The sequence below is a fragment of the Pseudomonas sp. LBUM1676 genome, assembly GCF_059695605.1.
Genome location: NZ_CP166777.1, coordinates 2,060,190 through 2,076,974, shown reverse-complemented (window position 1 = coordinate 2,076,974; position 16,785 = coordinate 2,060,190). Strand labels below are relative to the sequence as shown.

The window sequence follows — 16,785 nt, the reverse complement described above, 5'->3', positions numbered from 1 at the left end:
TTTCACAGACTCAGGCGTTAACGCGGTACTTCCAGGCCGTGGGCAACATGGTCCCAGGTATCGCCTGTTAGACCTTCGTCACGCAGGGCTACCTTGCGCACCTTGCCGGTGGGAGTGCGCGGCATCATTGGCATACGCCGGTAATAGCGCGGCACCATAAAACGCGGCAGGTGCTCGACGCAGTGCTGGAACAGCGCTGGGAAGTCAAAGTCCTCGGTACTGGCACCTTCGAACACCACCATCACTTCGCTTTCACCCACGTCCGAACGCACGGCGACCGCCGCCGCTTCGTGAATGCCGGCAAAGGCAGCCACCGCCACTTCCAGCTCCTGCGAGGAGATGTTTTCGCCACGCCGACGTAGAGCATCAGACTTGCGATCGTGAAAATAGACAAAGCCATCGTCATCCATCGAGCCCATGTCGCCGGTATGCCACCAAAGGTCGCGCATGCTTTCCAGCGTCGCCTGCGGATTACCCAGATATTCTTTGAGCATGATGTTGGGTATCCGCGGACGATAGACGATTTCGCCGACCTCTCCCGCAGGCAGCGTCCGGCCGGAGTCATCATGGATTTCAATGATCGAAGAAGCCGTCGGCTTGCCCATCGAACCAATCCTGCGCCCGCGCAGAGGGTTGTAGATCACATTTTTAATTTCGGTCTGTCCATAACCTTCGAGGACATGCACATTGAAACGCGACTCAAAACGGTAGAGCACATCCGCCGGAGCCGGCGCAGCAAATACACGTGTGACCTTATGCCCGCGGTCCAACGGCGAAGGCGCAGCCGAGAGCAACATGTGAAGCATCGAACCTAGGGCATTGAATTGGGTAGCGTCGGAGGCGCGCACCTCATCCCACAAGTTGCTCACACTGAAGCGCGGCGACAGAATGATCGTCGCTCCGGCATAAATGGCAGCAGCACAAGTGGTGACCTGCGCCATACCGTGGAACAGCGGCATGCAAGTATAAAGACGGTCCCGCGGAGTCAGCTCGAATGCTTGCGCGGTCTCGCGCGCCATCACCAGGCCCTGCAAGTGCGGCGCCACTACGCCTTTGCTTTTGCCGGTGGTGCCAGAAGTGAAACCAATCGCGCACGCATCGCTGGGCTGCAGCACCGGGAACTGCGGGTCGCTATAGCCCTTGCTAAGCATTTCGTCCCATGACAACACTTGCACATCACCGGCTGGGATATTGGCTGGCACCCCGTCGACGTAGACGATGGTGCGCAACGTCGCAGGCAGCGCGCCCATGGTCAGTAGCAGGTCGCCGAGGCGCGCCTCGGTAATCAGCACCGTGGCAGCGGAGTGCTCAAGGGTGTACTTGAGAAATGGACCCTTGTAGGCCGTATTGATGGGTACCTGAACGCTGCCTGCACGGGAGGCGCCGTAGCAGGAGTAGAGGTATTCCGGGCGATTGGTCATGAAAATGCCCAGCACATCGCCCTTCGCTACGCCCAACCCCATCAGGCCCGCGCCGGCCGCCGTGGTGCGTTGGTCGAGCTGGCTGTAGGTGGTTTCCTCACCGTTGAACACCAATGCGACATTGTCTGGAGCATAGGCTGCCCGGGCAGCGATGAGGCCACCCATGGTGCCGCCACCAAGATCTTGCAAGTCGTGTCGATTCATGTTGTTTACCGTTATTTTTTATTGGTCTGTTTCCAACCGCTCAACGTATTGAGCAGCGGCATGCACGCTTGTTTCAAATGTCATTGATTACGGGTGTCCGTTAGCGCCTGGCCCAACTGAATGAACTTTGCGCTGCACGAAAAGCCTCTAGTTCCAAGGCACTGCCGGGCACCTTGCCGACCCGTCGGGTGAAACCTTTTTCCCGGCCACCGAGCACACCGTCCAGCCAGTTGGCCGTGGCAATCAGCGCGCCTAAGTCGATGCCGGATTCGACGCCCATCAAGTCAAGCATCTGTACCGCATCTTCGGTGCAGACTCCACCCACCGATGCGCCGGGGGCCGCCGGGTGACCGCCGGAGCCGGCCAGGGAGGTGTCGATATTATTCATCCCAAGGGCCACCAGTTCGGCAATATTCGCCAGGCCCATGCCGCGGCTATCGTGCACCTGCACACGCAACTTTTCCATTGCAGTGTGACTGGCCGCGAACTGCACCATGTTGCGTATTTGCGGCGGCGCGGCATAGCCACACGAGTCAGCGAGAATCCATTCATCGATACCCATCGCCGTTAGGCGCGCGGCCAACGACTGCACCTGATCCGGGCCACGGGGTAAACCGATAGGACCACCAAACACCGCAATCAGGTAGCTGCCCAGACGAATATCCGCCCGGGCCGCCAACTCGCGCATCTTTTCCAGCTCCAGCAGCGAGTCGTCGATAGAGCGGCCGATATTGGCCTTGGCAAACGCCTCATCGGCCGCAAGCAAAAACCAGGCGGCATGGGCACCGGAATCGATGGCACGCTTAAGCCCGGTGAGGTTGCCGACGCAGCATTCCAGCGACACGCCGGCCGGGCGGCTGACCTTGGCAAACACTTGCTCGGCATCAGCCAGGCCCGGCACCATTTTCGGGTGCACGAAGGAGGACACTTCAATTGCCGATACCCCAGCAGCGATCAGGCGGTCCACCAACTCGACCTTCTGTTCGGTACTGGCCGGCTGCATCTGAAAGGTCAGCCGGGGCGAAACATCGCGGATATGCACGCGGCTCATATCAAAGCTCCTGCTTCACACGTACCAGAAACTCCTCCAGGGAGGCTTCCCATAAACCATCCACGCCACCGGTGATTAGGAACGCATCCACGCCTAGCGCACGGTACTTCTTCAGCGCAGCCAGCACCCGATCCGGCGTGCCGACCAGCGCGGCCGAGTTGGCGAAACCACCAAGGAGCTTGACCAGGCCGGTCCAGAAGCAGTCGTCGTGTACTTCTTCATCGGCGGTCGCCATCTGACGCAGCTTGCCCACCGACTGGTCGGTACTCGCCGAGCGGGCGAAACGGTTGGTGCCCTGCGCCTTCAAAATAGTGTCCTCGGCAGCGCGGGCCAGCGCCCAGGCTTGCTCATCGGTATCGGCAATGAACAAACGGAGACTCAGGGAGAACTCCGGGCTGCGGCCATAGTGCGCGGCAGCCTGCTTGACCCGTTCGATGCGCTCCTGTGTACCTGCTAACGGCTCACCCCATAGCATGTAGGTATCGGCATGTTGGGCCCCAAACGCCACTGCCTCATCACTGTCACCGCCCATAAAAACAGGCACATGGCCACTAATGGGTTTCATTAGTTGGCGCACACCTTCGGCCTTATAGAACGGCCCTTCGTAATCGAACGACTGCGGTTCGCTCCAGGCACGCTTCATCATCGCCACATAATCGCTGGCGCGCTCGTAACGGGTTTCCTTATCGGCGTAATCACCTTCGCGATGTACGTCCTTGGGCGAGGAACCGGTTACGAAGTTGATCGCCAGGCGACCACCGCCAGCCAGAAAATCCATGGTCCCGAAAACCCGCGCGGCAGCCGCCGGATGCATGACGCCGGGGCGATGGGCGACGATCAACTTGACCTTTTTGGTCAGAGAAAAAAGGTACGACGAGGTAATGAAATTGTGCGGCCACAACGACGAATAGCCGCATAGCACGTAATCGATGACCTGCGAGTTGTCCCATTTCTGAGCTTGCTGCGCCAACGTCGGAACACCGGGCATGCCGGGGGCGAAGGGGCTATCCACCGTGAAAATCTTGACCATAATTGCCTCTTAACCTGCACCAGGTTTTATCGAGAGAGGGACTTCGTGTCGCCCCAAGATTCGCTGCCTGAGAAGCAGCCTGCATGAAGGACTATAGGCAGCGATGCACCTTGCAAATAGGACCTCAAACGACGTGGAGGGGACTTTTGACGACATATTTTCAAGTTGCTAATCAGGGTGAATTTTATGCTAGTCGCCCATAAAAAAACCGATGGCGAACCATCGGTCTCCCCTTCTCAAAATCACGGTTTACCGAGCGGTGATATTCAGCAACTGGGCATACACCGGGTCGGCCACGTTAATCACATTAGCCGCGAGGCGATTTGCCCGTTCCGCGTCGGAACGTTCGAAGGGCACTCGTACTGGCAAGTTCGGGTCCAGCGGGCGAGTGGCACGCAGGCTGTCGGCGTAGTCGGACACTCGCTGCTTGTAGTCTTCCAAAGAAGTCAGCAGCTCAGGGTCTATCACTACCAGAAAGAATCCACAGTCGCGCAGACCTTGAGGGGCAGCAGCAGCGCCACACATCATGCCCAATAATTGCACTACCAGCGCCAAACCCGAGCCTTTATGTCCGCCCCACACAGTAAAAGCACCGCCCAACGCCGCCGCAGGATCGTTTGTCGGCTGCCCATACTGATCATAGGCACGACCATCGGCCAACGGTTGGCCCAGGCGCATATTCAGCAAAACCTCGGCGAGCATGATGCTGGACGTGCCAATGTCCCAAATAATTGGCGCTCCTAACGAAGGAAAGCCGAAGGCGATTGGGTTAGTGCCGAAGCGCTTTTCATTACCTCCCGCCGGCGCCACGATGTGGCCACCGCTGCCGGCAATCATGCCGGCAAAACCGGCCTTGGTAACTTGCTCCAGGTAGTAGGAAAACATCCCTGTGTACCAGGTCTCGTTAGCCCCTACTACCGCAATACCGGTAGATTTGGCTTTGGCGATCGCCATGTCAGTGGCCTTCTGCGCCACCAGGTACCCAACCTGATCACCACCGTCGATAGAGGCTGACACTGGCGACTCACGCTGTACTCGCATGGGCCGACTGGGTTGAGTAGCGGACTGGATGCGCTCGATCACTGACACCGCCCTCGGCAAACCGCCATAGGACAAACCGCGTAGTTCACAGTCGATCAAATGATCGCCAATTACGGCCGCTTCGTTCGCCGTATGGCCCACAGCTTCCATGGCCGCCTGCACCAGGGCGCGAGCTTCAGGAACAGATAACTTCATGTAAGACTCTCCAAATGCTGCCTAAGAACAGTGTCACGTCGCCAGCGTTTCGCGAGCGCGACAGAAATTCGGTTTCAGCGCACGCCGGCATTGCGCAGCGCGGTTGCAGTAAAGTCACTGGCCGAAAGTTTTGCGCCGAACTGCGATGTGGTCTTTTCCTCATTGGCCATGCCAATGGCGATGTAGCGCCCGGCAACCACGTCGTACAGGACTTCCAAGGCATAACCTGGCACCTGTTTGTCGTATTGAGTGAACGACTGCGCTTCGCCCACGCGCCAGAGTTGCCCACGGCCGTCATACAGTTCGGATTCGGCAATTTGCCAAGTGTCTTCATCCAAGTAGAAACGGCGCTTGGCGTAGATATTGCGTTCGGTCGGCTTTAAAGTTGCCTCCACTTCCCACACGCGGTGCAGCTCATAACGCGTCAAGCTCTGGTTGATATGCCCGGCCTTAAGGATGTCGGCGTATTTCACCTCGGGCGATGCCAGATGAAAGTTGTTGTAGGGAATATACAGCTCGCGTTTGCCGATCAATTTCCAGTCATATCGATCGGGAGCGCCGTTGAACATATCCAGGTTATCCGAGGTGCGCATGCCGTCAGCCGCAGTCCCCGGACCGTCGTATGAAATCTGTGGTGCACGACGTACGCGGCGCTGCCCCGCGTTGTAGATCCACGCCATGCGCGGCTCGGTCACTTGATTGATGGTTTCGTGCACAAGCGACACGTTTCCGGCCAGACGTGCCGGCGCCGTCACTCGCTGCTTGTAGAAGAACAGGATGTTGGCAGCCGCGGCCGCGTCCAAATCCGGCATAGCCTCGGGCATCGCCACCTGATCTTCGAAGTTGACAAGCGAATAGCTGCCATCGGTTTGCGGCGTGGCCTGGACAATACTGCGCGTCAGGGTGCCGCCACGATAGCGCGTGATGTGGTTCCAGATCACTTCTAAACCATTTTGTGGAATCGGAAACGCGTAGTAACGACTTTCGGTGAAGTTGTTCAAGCCAGCGCCGCCCTCCACAAGTGTGGTTTTCAGCGCGCTGGTCTTGGCTGCTGCATAGATTTTGTCGGGAACAGCGGCGCTACGCCGGGTTGGATATACCGGGAGCTGATAACTTTGCGGGTAGCGTTGGAACATGGCTAGTTGGCCAGGCGTGAGTTTGTCTTTGTACTGCGAGACATTTTGCGCGGTGATGGTAAAAAGCGGTTTGTCTTTAGCGTACGGGTTGCCGGCAAAACCACCGGGCAACAGCGGCGACGCATTGACCGGTAAGCCACCGGTCCAGACAGGAATAGTGCCATCGGCATTTCCGGCTTTTTCCGCTCCGAGCGGTGTCAGGCTAGTGCCCAACTTGGCCGCTTCAGACGGCGAAACCGCCGCCAATACGCTGCTGGCAAGCAGGGAAAAACTCAAGGCGCCGAACCATTTTATTGTTGTGTGCATGTTCATGTTCCTCATTGGCAGAAGGCCCGTTCCTGCAAGCCTTCCCTGGCTGGCAGGAAGAGATGATTAATCGCTTAGAAATTCACTCCGAAGCTGAGCGCGAGAAAGTCGCGATCGGTCAGCGAGTTGTAATCACCACCAAAAAAGTCGGTGTACCCGAGGCTCGCGGTATAAGTATTTTTGTATTCGGCATCGACGCCGACACTGATGGCCTTGGCGCCTTCGTTAAACAACCCGTTAGGTCCGTATCCATCGACGTCATGGGACCAAGAGATGTTCGGGCGCAGGTTTACGCCGGCAAAAACGTTGTTGTAATCCCACACACCGCGCATTCGGTAACCCCAGGCATCGCGGGTAACAAATCCCTTGTTGCCATACGCTGCGTTTTGCACGGGATCATCAGGACTGCCAAATACCACGTCGCGGCCGTATCGCAAGTCGTGGGTACTCTCTAGACCACCGACATGGACGTAGCCCACCTCCCCCACCACCGTCAGGCGCTCGGCACCCATCACTTGATCGAAGAAATGAGTGAAGGTAGTTTGCAGTTGGGAAATTTCTTTCCGGTTGTATCCTTTGTTATAGGCACCCTCGCTGGACGCGATGGGTGACGCCGTTCCGCCAGCGAGCGGGTTAAGCAGTGCTCGGGCAGTGTCTACGTTATTGAGCTGCAGTGGTGCGTTCGGACGGTAGCTGAACTCGCCTGACCAGGCCGTACCGGTAGGCAGGGTTGTAGAAAAGCTCATGCCATACAACTTGATATCTTCCGGGTACTCCAGAAAGTATTGGCCATTACCCAACGCCGCACTTTGCAGTAAACCAGTCGTGGCACCGACCAAAGCAGCACGGGCCGCCGCTGGAATCGCCGGGTTGCCTAAGCAGTTGGCAGGCAAGCCCTGGCTGGCGCACACGCCACCCGCCACTGCACCGACCTGTCCGACAACACCCGAGGCCGTCTGGGTGGAAACGAACGGTGCACGGCTGTGGTAATTCATCATGTAAAAACCGTAGTCCACCGCATCGGTCTGCCAGCGCAATGCAAGGCCGTATTGTCCAGTATCACGAGCGTCACGGTCACCACCACGGGGAATCAACACGCCCTCACTGTTGACGTCGAAACCTATCCCATTCGCTGCGGCTATCGGCTGAAGAGGCGCAATGCTTGGGCTTGCGACCCGGTTATTGCTCGTACAGCCATCGGCTGCCACATCGGTAGTGGCGAAGAAAGTGCCACAGTTATCGGTAACGGTCTGGTCCCATTCGAGCTGATAGAACCCCTCCACGCTGAAATTTTCACTGACCGCCTGTGACAGGTAGATCATATTGACCGGGATCAGACCTTCCTTGATTTCCGCACCAGGGCGGCGAAAGGCTGAGACGTCGATAGGGTTGATGCTGTTGATGGAGTTGCCGATGAAGGTACTTTCTCCCCAACTGACGACCTGTTTGCCAACGCGCACACTGCCGGGTTCGTCGCCGATCGAATAGTTGTGGTAAACAAATGCATCAAGAATCTGTGCGCCGGAGGACTTTGCCCCTTCCTTGCGGTTGTGGTCGTCAATATTTTTGAACTGAGTGTCTTCGTCCTTGAGTTCGAAGTCGTACCAGTATTTGCCGCGCACGAAAACACCGGTATCGCCGTACTTCAACTCAAGGTCATGGATGCCCTTGAAGATTTTCGAGAAGGTTTTTCCACGTTTGAAATTCAAACGTCCGTCATCACCGGTGGCGGAAAAACCCCGACCACCGTTATTGATGCCGACCAAATCCTGGTCGATTTTCGCTGTACCCCAACTGGCCCCCACGGATAGCGACGAGTCGAATTGACCTTCGATCTCTCCAATGTCGAAACTCACGGCATATGCGGGAGCGCTAACGCCCAACGCGATTGCTATTGCTAATGTGCTCGGTGGAAAAATTCCGGGCCGTATTGTTGTTGTCATTCGGCTCTCCTGATTCGCTGGAAACGCTTACAAGGCACGCACTTCCATAGCTGATTAGCCGCGGAAGAACGTGCTTGGAAGATAAAGCCCGAAAAGAGGTGCCACTAGGACCATTGGCGACGCGAAGGGGACTTAAAACGACAACCGTAGGGAATGTGCAAAAGTGGTCAAAAGACTAACGATTCAGCCCGGAATAGGCGCACACCGGTCAAGGCGATAAGCGCTCGGCGATTGCCCGGCCCACCGTGTGAAGGCTCGTGTGAAGGCGCGTCGCTCGGAGAAACCAAGCCGTTCGCTGATGACTTCCAGATCAAGATGGGTTTCGCGCAGTAGCAAGCACGCCATCCTATAGCGCAGGCGCGCCTGCAGCTCCGCAAAATTCTGATTCTCCTCCTGCAGACGCCGTTGCAGCGTACGTACATGCAAACCCAGCAGCGCCGCACTTTCTTCGACGCTCTGAGTGAGCAGCACGGGCCGGTCCAGAAACAAGCGCTCCAACTGCCCAGCCAGGCCGCTACGCAAGGCCAACTGCGACATACGCTGGGCGATGCGTGCTTCAGCCTGCCGATGTAGCTCAGGAAAACCGCCATGCAGAGGACGATCCAGCAATTCGCGACGCAGCACAATGGCATCGACCGGTTGGTCGAATTGGACTTCACAGCCAAAGAAACGCGTATAGGCCTCAACGTGGATAGGTGGTGAATGACGCACCATGACACGCTCAACCGGGTCGGGACAGATCAAGGAGTTGGTCAATCTGAATACCGAAGCCAACCAGGCCTCAGTGAAATACATCGTCGCGCCAGGGGTGCTGGAACTGCGACCCATGTGAACACGCAACTGCGCATACTCGCCTGACTCGTGCAGGGTCACCCGCAACGCCTGGCTCATCAGTTCTCGCACCCAATCGAATACTCGCACCGTGTCCCTCAGGCTGGATCCGGTAGCGATGAAGGTCTCGATTTCCGGCACAGCGTCGAAGGAAAACGTCTCACCAAAAATGAAGGGAAAGTGTTCACCTCTCGCACGCAGGACGCAGGCTTCGATAAGCCTTCGGGACTGCTCCAGCGTGATGGTTACCTGATTAGTGCCCCCGCTGCTCAGCTCAATACCGACTTCAGCCAACACGCCATTAATGGAGAAACCGCAGCGCGTGGAGGCTCTGATCCAGCTCGGCAAGGGCACAAAGGACACCGGTGCCTTCAATGACACGGGTGTCTCAAGCGTAGGATTTTTCTCGGAATGGGTATGCATACAGCCATACTAAAGGACTTGCTGAACATAGGCTAGGCATCTCCAAGTGGACCAATCAAGACGGCCGGAACAGCCCAGACTGCTGTGCTTCATTTACTGTTTTTTGGTCGATTTCCAGAACGCCACCGTTTGCTCAAGCGCAGTGTTCAAGGGGGTAGCAACAAGGCCGGTCGCGGTTGTGAACTGCGCACCGCTGGCCTGGAATGGCATATTGAATTGGTAGAGCATTTCTTCACGCGCCTTGACTACAGGGTTGAACCAACCCAATACCTTCAGCACCAATGCAGGTACCGCGACCGCTTTGCGGGAAGCCCGGGCAGGCAGAAAATTTTGTTGCTCCAACTCGTTGAACAGTGCCGTTGCCAAGTCCAACGCTGGCAGATCCGTGACATGGGGTAAAATCCAAGGACGATCAAGCAGTTCCTGGCGATCGGTCAACGCCAGCAGAGCCAGCGCGCGACCGAAATCCGGCGCGTACGCCCATGCGTGCCGCAATGTCGGATTCCCAACAAAACGCACGGGTTTGTTCTGCAATACAGGGTCGATAAACCAAGCGCCAAATACGCTCTGGCTGCCCGCACCCGGGCCAAAATATTGCGAACCCTGCACCGTCGCCCACAGCAAGCCGTGCTCACGTTGAGCAGCACGCATCAGGTCGAGCATGTCTTTACGCAACTGACCCTTTTTACTCGGCGGCGCTTCGTCACTCCGCTCTGTCAATGGACCAGACACTGGCGAAGCGTAGGCATAAAGATTGTCCGCGCAGATCAACCGCGCCCCGTTGGCCAAGGCCGCTGCAATGGCGTTGCGCTGAATGACCGGCAGTTTGTCGAGCCACTCGTGATAGTCGGGAATGGCACTGTGCACGATGGCGTCCGCACCAGCGCTGAATTCCCGCACGCTATCGGCATTCAGGGCATCAAAGGAATGCCAACTCAAGCGCCCCTGTTCAAATGCTTCTTGCACCTCCGGTGGCACCCAAGCCGGTGGTTTTCCGCGGGTGTTGCCCATCCGTATTTGCACATGAGTCGCCGCGGGATGCGTAGCCAATGCTGCAGCGGTCCATAAACCAAGAGGGCCGGCGCCCATTAATGCGAGCACGAAAGGTTTCATGGGAGAGTCCAAGTGGTGATGAGCAACCATGGTATTGCACTCTTTCCAAAGGATAAATCGCGCTTTAGCGTAGGCTATCGAAATCTATAGTTTCTAATCGGAGGTATTCATGGATCGTCTGTTAGCGATGGCGGTGTTTGTAAAAGCCGCCGATCTAGGTTCGTTTGCCGCAGCAGGAGCAGCGCTGGATATGTCGGCACAGATGGTTGGCAAGTATGTCAGCGCTATCGAGGACCGTCTGGGTACCCGCCTGCTCAATCGCACCACACGGCGCCAGAGCCTTACAGAATTGGGCAGGCAATATTACGAGCGATGCAAAATAGTGCTGGCAGAAGTGGATGCCGCGGAAGCCATCGCCCAGGTACAAACCGCTGCGCCTCGCGGTCGATTGCGCATTAATGCACCGGTCACCTTCGGCACCTATAGCTTGATGCCCATCATCAGCCAATATTTGAATGCGTACCCCGATGTGCAGGTGGACCTTACCCTGAGCGACAGGGTGGTTGACCTGATTGAGGAAGGCTACGAAGCCGCGATCCGCGTTGGTACTTTGGCGGACTCTACTCTGACGTCGCGTCGCCTGGAGCCCTATCGCTTGATCGCCTGTGCCTCACCGGCCTATCTGGAGCGTTCTGGCACGCCGACGGCTCCCGAGCATCTGGCCGATCATAACTGTCTTGGATTCGCTTATGCCGTACGCCCGCCGGTCAAGGAGTGGCCTTTCACGGCAGGCGAAATCCAGCACATCGTTCAGGTTCACAACCGTTTTCAGGTCAATGACAGCCGCGCACAGTTGGCCGCTGCACGAGAAGGAATCGGCATCATCATGGGCGCAGAGATGATGCTGATCGAGGACTTGCAAAGCGGCCGACTGGTGCGTTTGTTGCCCGACTACCAAGCACCGGCGCTACCAGTGCATGTCATATTTCCCGGCGACCGTCGCATGACGCCAAAACTGCGTAGCTTTGTCGACATGCTCGTGCAGACGCTGGGTTGCAAGGCCTGACAGTTAACACACACAGGCAGTACGGCAAGAAGGTTGATAGGCACGTCCGCGACCTCATCGACATCAAAAGATATCGGCGAGCAGGATGAGACGCCCCGAGCTCGATCTACGCGGGACCCATTACCCCTTGCTACAACCGAACGAACGGCATCGGCTAGGCGCTCATGCCAATGTTCACGTCCACTGCCGCGACGCCAAACGTCCTGGCCATGTCCGGCAATGCGGTAGCGATCACTGTGGCATCGAGGTTCTCCATGAAGAACGTTACGGCTACCAACAAAGCAATCAATGTTGAGCGGCTTTGAGACATCGACGTAATTCCTGTTCAGCGACGGCATGTAATCGGTAATTTATCTATGAGTGCGTTTTTAATGCCCTGCAACATTGCGCGCCGAACCTCTACCGGTTCGGCATACACCGGACCGAGGCGATCTAGACGACCGCTAGTATATTGAGTCCATTGATGATTTCTGATCACAACACCTTTGCGTAAATCAACGTTCTCCTCATGGATACCTGAAGGGATACTACCGGCCTTAAGTGTGGCGCCCCCATAACCACCAAGGCCTGTTACCGGATCGAAATGGCTTCAATCCGGTCTTTCTGAGGACTCACAATGCACGCTGATTTCGCCGCCTGGTCTTGGACCGCAGGGAAAGGTATCGACGGTTTACAACTGATCCGCAAACCCCTTGTGCAACCTGGTCCGGGCGAAGTTCTGATTGCCAACCGCTCGCTGGCGTTGAACCCGGTGGACTGGAAAATCATTGAGTGGGGCCACCCAGCATGGAAAACCGGCCATGTGCCGGGTGTGGATGGCATGGGGGTCGTAGTCGCAGCAGGCGCCGGTGTGCAGATCAAGCCGGGAACCCGTGTGGCGTATCACCAGTCACTGGAGCGAGATGGTAGTTTCGCCGAGTTTTGTTTACTGGACGCTGCAACCGTGCTGTTGGTGCCCGCGGCGCTCGATGATAGCGCCGCCGCGTCCTTACCTTGCCCCGGTTTGACCGCCTGGCAGGCCCTCGAAAAAGTGCCCACTGGCGCATCCCGCGATGTGCTCGTCATCGGCGCTGGTGGAGCCGTAGGCCTTCTGCTGGTTCAACTGGCGGCACAGCGCGGATTTCGAGTCTGGGCAACAGCCTCCACAGCCCACCATTCAAGCTTGAAAGCGCTGGGTGCTGTGGGGGTTTTCGACTACCGTGAAGCGAATTGGCAGCAAGCGCTTGAGGTCGCTCTGGGTGAACGTCGACTGCACGCAGTATTCGACACAGTCAGCGGCGAACATGCAGCCACCCTGGCCCCATTGCTGGGCTACAACGGTCACCTTGTGTGCATTCAGGATCGTCAGGAAACGGCGCCCTTGCCTGCCTTCAGCACCGCTGTTTCATTGCATGAGGTGGCGCTCAACAGCTTTCATGCCCACGCCAGCCTGAACGACCGACAAGTGCTGCGGAAAAACGGTGAACGACTGCTAGAGGGTTTGCTGGACGGTAGCTTATTGGCTCCCAAACGTCAGGTCTTCGACTTCCGAAATCTTCCGGAGGCGTTGCGTGCACTCAAACAAGGTGCAGAAGGTGGCAAGTGGATTGCCCAATTGAACGACTCCGACCCCATCCTTTCTGCAGTCCGGTAAAAACGACAACGCCCGAGCCCCGTTGATCGGAGCTCGGAGCTCGGAGCTCGGGCGACAACCTGACACAGTAGGGGTTACGCCTCGGCCAGGTTTTCCTTTTTCTCCAGCCAGTCAATCATCAGCTCGCCCCAAGCGATATCGGCCTGCAACGCACCTTTGGCTTTGGCCGAGTCACGGGTGCGCAAGCCTTCCAGAACTTCGAAATGTTTGTGCTTGGCACTGGCCAGTTCCAACTTGGGCACCTCAGCGTGGAACCTGCTCAGTAGTGGTCCCATGATGACCCACATGTTTTCCAGAGTCTTGGACACCACTGGCATGCGGGCAGCGGAAATCAATCCGAAGTGAAATTCACGATTCAGCAAAGCCGCTTGTTTGTGATCGACTGAGACCGCCTTTTGGAAAGCATCTTGAATGGCTTCGAGATGTTCCAGCTCCGGTTTGGTAATACGCTGAGCGGCCATGCCCGCCGCCTCGCCTTCGAGCAAATGACGGATCAACTGTATTTCTCGCAGTTGACTAACGGTGAGCTCTGGAACATAAATCGATGTCGCCGCCTTCATGTCCAGCGCATGATCGCTGACCAGGCGAAAAATCGCTTCGCGCACCGGTGTGATTGACACACCGAACTGTTCGGCCAACGTGCTGATGCGCAATCGATCCCCGGGTTGGTATTGTCCATCCATCAACGCGGTGCGGATAATGGAATACACGCGTTCGCTCAAGTTGCCTTTATCAATGGGCTTATGCACGGTCACTGTTACTCGATCTCCATGGACGATGATGGTGCGCCGACGGCAGCAGACATGAATAGCTGCCAACCCGAGGCGCAGATAACGCATCATACATCATCAAATTACGCCTGCCACTCCGGCAGGCGCGTCACTCAAATCCGTGCGTCTCGGCGACCGACACCCTGCAACAGCACGGCGATGACGATAATCGCGCCTTTGATGATTTGCTGTGGATAGGCCGGCACGCTCAGCAAGTTCATGATGTTGCCGATCAGCCCCAACACCAGTACGCCCACCACAGTGTAAAAAATCGTGCCCTTGCCCCCCGTCAGCAACGCACCGCCGATGACGCAGGCGGCGATCGCGTCCAGTTCCAGCGCCATGCCGGCGCTAGGCGTCGCGACCCCCGAGCGTGAAGCAATCACCACCCCGGCCAATGCGGCGAGCCCACCGCAGATCCCATAGGCCGCCAGTTTGTAGCGCTCTACCGGGATACCCGCTAGGCGTACGGCAGTTTCGTTGCTCCCGCTGGCAATAGTCAGGCGCCCATAGGCGTTGTAGCGGAGGATCAAGGCAAACACCAACGTCACCAGCGCTGCCAGCCACACCGGCCATGGAATACCGAGTAAACCATCGGCCAGCCGACCGAAATCACGCAGCAACTGAGCGCTGACCAGTTTGTCATCCAGCCTTTGTGGCTGGCCATTCGACAAAATAAACGCCAGGCCACGCGCAACCGTCATCATGGCTAGGGTCGCGATAAAAGGCGCCATGCGGAAATACGCGATAAAGGTGCCCGTCACCAACCCCATCAACACCCCGGATGCCACCGCAATCGCGACAGCCAGCAACAACCCGAAACTACCTTCGACCGGCATTACGTTGAGGGTCATTGCAACCACGATACCGCCCACGGCAGCCACCGAGGCAACGGATAGATCGATGCCCGCCGTCAGGATCACAATCAACATACCGATGCTCACCAGCAGCAAAGGGGTCAACTGGCGCAGCAGGTTGCCGATGTTCTGGTACGTGAAGAAGTCAGCGGAGAGCACGCTAGCAACGATGGCCAGCAATACCAGCATCACCAACGCGTTGTGTTCCAGAAACAGGCGCTGTAACGAGCGCCGGTTAGCCTTGCTCTCGTGAGCGCGGCTGTTTTCCTGCAAAAGCTCAGCCGGGGCCAGCTTGGAATTAGGGTTACTCATGGTGCTCGACTCCCATCGCCAGGCAAATCATTTCTTGTTCTTTAATGCGTTCGCCCGCCAGTTCGCCGGCGACCGCGCCTTCGCGCATCACCAGCACGCGATCACACATGCCGATGATTTCAATCATTTCCGAAGACACCATGATGATCGCCACTCCCTGTTCAGCGAGATCGTTAATCACCCGATAGATTTCCGTTTTTGCACCCACATCCACTCCGCGGGTAGGCTCATCGAGAATCAACACTCGACACCCCGCATCCACCCATTTCATCAAGGCGACTTTCTGCTGATTACCGCCTGACAGGTCGCCTACCAACTGTTCTATCGAGTGAGTCTTGACCGCCAATTGCTGGCGCAAGGCTTCGATGCCCAGGGTCTCCCGGGCGCTGGAAATCCAGCCCATGCTCCCGGTATAGGGACTGTCAGGGCGAAGCGCGCCATTGACCCTGATCGACATTTCCAGCAGCACGCCCTGGTGTTTGCGGTCCTCGGGCAACAGGCCTATGCCATTGGCAATGGCTTCACGGGGGGTACGGTTGTGGATTTCCTGTCCATCGAGTCGCAGCGTGCCGGAGGTTTTTTTATCGGCACCAAAAATCGCCCGCATGGTTTCGGTACGTCCCGCACCGACCAGTCCACAGAAACCCAGGACTTCACCGGCGCGCACCTCAAAGCTCACATCGCGCACCAGACGTCCGGCACAGAGATTCTCAACTTGAAGCAATACCTCGCCGATCTGCTTGTTGCGCGGGGGGAACAGGTCGCTGAGCTCTCGACCGATCATCATCTCGATCAAGCCGCGCTCGGTAATGTCAGCCAGCTCTAGCGTACCCACCGTCTTGCCGTCCTTGAGCACCGTGGCGCGATCGCAGATCCGGAAGATTTCATCCATGCGGTGCGAGACATAAACAATGCATGCCCCTTTGCGGCGCAACTCATCAAGGATTTTGAACAGCTTCTCCGCCTCATGAGAGGTGAGTACCGCCGTTGGCTCGTCAAAAACCAGCACCGATGAGTTACGCGACAGCGCCTTGCAGATCTCGACTGCTTGTTGGTAAGCCACCGGCAAACTGCCGACCGGTTGGCGCACATCGATATCGCTGAAACCCAGCTCATCCAGAATTGCCCGAGCTTTTTTGCGCATTGCGGCCCACTGGACAAATCCCTTGCTCTTGCCCAGATCGTCGATGCAGATGTTCTCGGCCACCGACAGATGCGGGGCCAAGGCAAACTCCTGGTAGATGATCGAAATACCCAGCTTGAGTGCGTCTCCAGGTTTACGAATATCGACTTTTTCGCCGTTCAGACTGACCCCGCCAGCGTCGCGCACATAGGCGCCTGAAAGGATCTTCATCAACGTCGACTTGCCCGCGCCGTTCTCACCCATCAGTGCATGGATTTCACCCGCACGGGCAGAAAAACTGGCACTGCTCAGAGCGCTGATACCACCGAACTTCTTCGAGATATCGAGCATCTCTACGGCAGGTTTGTGCATCGCATTCATTTTCTTCAC

The 16,785-nt window shown here is 57.1% G+C and carries 13 protein-coding genes and 1 pseudogene; 2 read left to right on the top strand and 12 right to left on the bottom strand.

All coding sequences use genetic code 11. The features are described from left to right. Positions 1-17: 17 nt before the first annotated feature. The 8 genes from ACA041_RS09760 to ACA041_RS09725 all read right to left on the bottom strand — a co-directional run bounded on the left by ACA041_RS09760 (position 18) and on the right by ACA041_RS09725 (position 10,694). Entirely contained in the window at positions 18-1,625 is a 1,608-nt protein-coding gene (locus tag ACA041_RS09760) for an AMP-binding protein (protein WP_497440902.1), read from the bottom strand. 100 nt (positions 1,626-1,725) lie between these two features. Then, a complete protein-coding gene (locus ACA041_RS09755; RefSeq protein WP_497440901.1) occupies positions 1,726-2,676 on the bottom strand; it encodes a hydroxymethylglutaryl-CoA lyase-like TIM-barrel protein in 951 nt (316 codons plus the stop codon). Position 2,677: 1 nt separating this feature from the next. Beyond that, on the bottom strand, positions 2,678-3,706 hold the full coding sequence (locus ACA041_RS09750; RefSeq protein WP_497440900.1) for an LLM class flavin-dependent oxidoreductase: 1,029 nt from the start codon (positions 3,704-3,706) through the stop codon (positions 2,678-2,680). A gap of 249 nt (positions 3,707-3,955) precedes the next feature. Further along, positions 3,956-4,942 carry an Ldh family oxidoreductase gene (locus tag ACA041_RS09745; protein ID WP_497440899.1) on the bottom strand — a complete coding sequence of 329 codons (987 nt, stop codon included), beginning with the start codon at positions 4,940-4,942 and terminating at the stop codon, positions 3,956-3,958. A gap of 74 nt (positions 4,943-5,016) precedes the next feature. Further along, on the bottom strand, positions 5,017-6,384 hold the full coding sequence (locus ACA041_RS09740; RefSeq protein WP_497442042.1) for a DUF1329 domain-containing protein: 1,368 nt from the start codon (positions 6,382-6,384) through the stop codon (positions 5,017-5,019). 74 nt (positions 6,385-6,458) lie between these two features. Then, complete coding sequence (locus ACA041_RS09735; protein ID WP_497440898.1) at positions 6,459-8,327, bottom strand: DUF1302 domain-containing protein; 1,869 nt, start codon at positions 8,325-8,327, stop codon at positions 6,459-6,461. Positions 8,328-8,510: 183 nt separating this feature from the next. Beyond that, positions 8,511-9,506, bottom strand: coding sequence for a helix-turn-helix domain-containing protein (locus ACA041_RS09730; protein WP_497440897.1), 996 nt, complete (start codon positions 9,504-9,506; stop codon positions 8,511-8,513). A gap of 168 nt (positions 9,507-9,674) precedes the next feature. After that, positions 9,675-10,694 carry an NAD-dependent epimerase/dehydratase family protein gene (locus ACA041_RS09725; RefSeq protein WP_497440896.1) on the bottom strand — a complete coding sequence of 340 codons (1,020 nt, stop codon included), beginning with the start codon at positions 10,692-10,694 and terminating at the stop codon, positions 9,675-9,677. A gap of 109 nt (positions 10,695-10,803) precedes the next feature. Here ACA041_RS09725 and ACA041_RS09720 point away from each other — a divergent pair, with 109 nt between their 5' ends. Continuing rightward, positions 10,804-11,700, top strand: coding sequence for a LysR family transcriptional regulator (locus ACA041_RS09720; protein WP_497440895.1), 897 nt, complete (start codon positions 10,804-10,806; stop codon positions 11,698-11,700). A gap of 157 nt (positions 11,701-11,857) precedes the next feature. Here ACA041_RS09720 and ACA041_RS09715 read toward each other — a convergent pair. After that, positions 11,858-12,010, bottom strand: a pseudogene (locus ACA041_RS09715) (MFS transporter); the annotation flags it as partial. Positions 12,011-12,316: 306 nt separating this feature from the next. Between ACA041_RS09715 and ACA041_RS09710 the strand changes: the two are divergent. Further along, complete coding sequence (locus ACA041_RS09710) at positions 12,317-13,333, top strand: zinc-binding dehydrogenase (protein WP_497440894.1); 1,017 nt, start codon at positions 12,317-12,319, stop codon at positions 13,331-13,333. 74 nt (positions 13,334-13,407) lie between these two features. On the opposite strand, the gene ACA041_RS09705 is transcribed toward ACA041_RS09710, so the two are convergent. From ACA041_RS09705 to ACA041_RS09695, 3 genes are read right to left on the bottom strand one after another with little or no spacing between them, the layout of a single operon-like run. Beyond that, positions 13,408-14,175: a GntR family transcriptional regulator gene (locus tag ACA041_RS09705; RefSeq protein ID WP_497440893.1), complete on the bottom strand. Its 768-nt coding sequence runs from the start codon at positions 14,173-14,175 to the stop codon at positions 13,408-13,410. A gap of 41 nt (positions 14,176-14,216) precedes the next feature. Beyond that, entirely contained in the window at positions 14,217-15,272 is a 1,056-nt protein-coding gene (locus ACA041_RS09700; RefSeq protein WP_497440892.1) for an ABC transporter permease, read from the bottom strand. Then, a complete protein-coding gene (locus ACA041_RS09695; protein WP_461958708.1) occupies positions 15,265-16,776 on the bottom strand; it encodes a sugar ABC transporter ATP-binding protein in 1,512 nt (503 codons plus the stop codon). The genes ACA041_RS09700 and ACA041_RS09695 overlap by 8 nt, the downstream gene beginning before the upstream one ends. Between the last annotated feature and the right edge of the window lie 9 nt (positions 16,777-16,785).